Source organism: Serratia sp. 14-2641 (assembly GCF_001692375.1).
GTDB classification, from domain to species: Bacteria; Pseudomonadota; Gammaproteobacteria; order Enterobacterales; family Enterobacteriaceae; genus Chania; species Chania fonticola_C.
In genome coordinates this window covers 1-2,939 of the sequence record NZ_LXKR01000076.1, presented here as the reverse complement: position 1 = coordinate 2,939, position 2,939 = coordinate 1, and the positions used below count along the sequence as shown (strand labels likewise).

Genomic DNA, 2,939 nt, shown 5'->3' with positions numbered 1-2,939 from the left:
GTACGTCAGCCATATCCCCGCGCGGCATTTTAAAATGGTGCGGTACTACGGTTTTTTGGCCAACCGCAAGCGGGGCACGCTGCTGCCGAAGGTTTACGAAGCGCTGTCGATGACGGTGCGGGATAAGCCCAAACGGCCCGGGTTCGCAGTGTTGATGAAAGGCTTCCTGGGCACAGATCCGTACCAATGCATCCTGTGCGGCGATCGGCTGCGATTTGCTGGCGCCGAGGCTGGCAGGCATGCGACAGAATTACTGTCGGCCAGGCTGCAGCGGATGGAGAAAAAACGATGGCTTCAGGCACCGGCTCTGGATAAGTGCGCCTAAAAAACAGGTTTGGGATTAAAAATACAGCAAAACAGGCATTTTTACGCATAACCCATCGTGATACCGCACCATCACGGGGAGCTGCGCGCTACGGTTCATGGTCAGGGATCCTCAAAAAACGTGATCCAGATAATGAGATGGCCACTCCCTCCTCCTAGATACTATGCTAAAAACAGGCTTAATTCGGAGAACTACCATGGAAAACATTGCGCTGATTGGTATCGACTTGGGTAAGAACTCTTTCCACATCCATTGTCAGGATGGCAACGGGAGAGCGGTTTATCGCAAAAAATTCACAAGGCAAAAGCTGTTTGAATTTCTGGCGCAATGTCCGGCAACCACCATAGTGATGGAAGCCTGCGGTGGTGCCAACTTTATGGTACGTAAACTGACAGAACTTGGACACACGCCCAAATTGATATCACCACAATTTGTCCGTCCATTCGTCAAAACAAACAAAAATGACTTTATTGATGCAGAAGCAATCTGCGAAGCCGCATCACGACCATCAATGCGTTTTGTTAAGCCCAGAACAGAGACTCAGCAGGCAATGCATGCCTTACACCGGGTAAGAGAATCGCTGGTCAGAGACAAAGTTAAAACAACAAATCAGATGCAGGCATTTTTACTGGAATTTGGTGTCAGCGCCCCAAAAGGCTCGACACTGATAAAGCGTTTCGCTGAAATTCTGGAGACAAACGAACTCCCTCATTACATGGCTGGTTTGCTGCAAAAATTATGTGAGCATTATGGTTATCTTGTTAAACAAATTAAAGAGTTAGAAACTCAGCTGCAGATATCATTGGATGAAGATAGTGCAGGCCAGCGATTACTCTCGATCCCTTGCGTCGGCCCTTTGACTGCAAGTCTTCTTTCCACCCAATTGGGTGACGGTAAACAGTATGGCAGCAGCCGGGATTTTGCCGCTTCAACGGGGCTGGTACCTCGCCAGTACAGCACGGGAGGTCGAACTACGCTGTTAGGCATCAGTAAACGGGGAAACAAAAAGCTGAGGGCATTGCTGGTACAGTGTGCCAGAGTGTACCTGCGGACGCTGGAACACAGGTCGGGGAAACTTGCCGACTGGGTCAGGGAATTACAACTGCGGAAAAATAATTTTGTGGTGACCTGTGCACTGGCAAACAAGCTGGCCAGGAGCGCATGGGCACTGACGACCCGGCAGCAATCCTTTGCCGCGTAATTATAGGTTGTATTTATAATTTTAAAACAGTGACTTATCTGGTTTTGCGAATACTGATCATTGATGATAAAAACGGCTAACCGGCCTGATGAAAAACCTGTGGTTAGGAATGGCAGATAAAATGCCGTCCAGTTTATAAGGTTCACCAGGCGCGGAACTCATCGGGGCGCGGGCTAAAGGTCCATTAAGACGCCGGATAGATTCATGCAAGCCAACAATATCTTCAATATCGGTGTTGCAAAAACGGGAGTGGCCATAGATTCCTAACCATCAAGACTCATGTGTCTGCTTTTTTAGGTCAAAAAAGTGACTCCAAATATCGTTTTTTTGGTTATTTTGATACTGAATGTGATCAATTTTGATTTTTGATACAGCTTAGCTGTATTTTTTTACAGCACTATACCTCACCCCCCTGTTCCGACTTGGTTATGTATGATTTGAGATCTTAAACTAATTTTCAGTAATGCGTTTACGCATGAAGGCGACAAACATGGCCATAAAGAACTCAGATAATAAGGGTCGCCGGTCGCGCGGCATAGCCGCCCAGTTCTGATAGGTTTTGCCTATCCCCCCCCGCCCTGTAGAGCCAATCCCACTAATAGCACCACAAAACTGTTTTTGCGCGGTCGGAGTGGTCACGGCAAGGCGTAGCCGCAGTCGGGGCGTAGCTCCGCGTTAGCGGGCCGGTAGGGCCGCTTACGAGCGTGTATATGAAACTTTCAGCGATAGTTTTTACAACGACTCGATGGTTAGTTACAGCATCCATCTTAAAGCCACTCTGTTCCGGGCCTTTAGGCCCGGGGCGGGCTGGCTTTGCGATGGCTGAGTTGTGAGAAGGTGTATGAGTTAGTCGTGTGACTTTTGCCCGCCATTGGCGGGAGCTACTTTTAAGGCGCTTGCGCCGTTTCTGAACGGCGCGGGTTTACCCGCTGCAAGTGAAAGCATTATCCACAGAGCAGAGCTCTTGTAAGGTTTTTTTAGGTCTTAATGAAGTTACAGTTACTTTGCATGTAATTCTTAGCAGGCATTTGTCTTCACAAAGTATTTGCATCTATCTGTGGAAAACTCGCAACGCCCGGCCAGATCCTTGAACTTGTCGTAGGTTTGACGGACTGGCTCGCAGAAAAATGGCACCTAAGAGTCAATTCAGAAATAGTGGGCGTACCGAGGCCTACGCAATCAAGCGCATCAATGGCGGGAGGGCGGAAAACCGGGCAAAAGAGAGGGGGTTATGGTGTATCTGGTGGGGCTGACGTGGCCAGTTTGCGCAGGGCATGATAGCGCTGATCAACCTGCCGCTTTAGCGCCAGGTGGCCCATGGCCTCCAGCTCATCCTTGCTGTACATCTTTATCAGACCGTTAAGGATCTCAGTGCGCGCCTGCTGGCGCTCCATCTGCAGCAGTTTTTGCGCT

At 49.3% G+C, this 2,939-nt stretch carries 2 protein-coding genes and 1 pseudogene; 2 read left to right on the top strand and 1 reads right to left on the bottom strand.

The window, feature by feature from the left end:
- Window positions 1–325: pseudogene (locus A6U95_RS23530) on the top strand (IS91 family transposase); the annotation flags it as partial.
- A gap of 196 nt (window positions 326–521) precedes the next feature.
- Window positions 522–1,526 carry an IS110 family transposase gene (locus tag A6U95_RS23525; protein WP_065686262.1) on the top strand — a complete coding sequence of 335 codons (1,005 nt, stop codon included), beginning with the start codon at window positions 522–524 and terminating at the stop codon, window positions 1,524–1,526.
- A 1,229-nt stretch (window positions 1,527–2,755) separates the two neighbouring features.
- On the opposite strand, the gene A6U95_RS23520 is transcribed toward A6U95_RS23525, so the two are convergent.
- Window positions 2,756–2,939 (bottom strand): RepA family replication protein (locus tag A6U95_RS23520; RefSeq protein WP_275505127.1); only part of this gene is annotated, 184 nt, incomplete at its 5' end.

What these genes read in the sequence shown, in the direction of transcription:
- A6U95_RS23525 (WP_065686262.1), top strand. Translation starts at nt 522, where the DNA reads ATGGAAAACATTGCGCTGATTGGTATCGACTTGGGTAAGAACTCTTTC.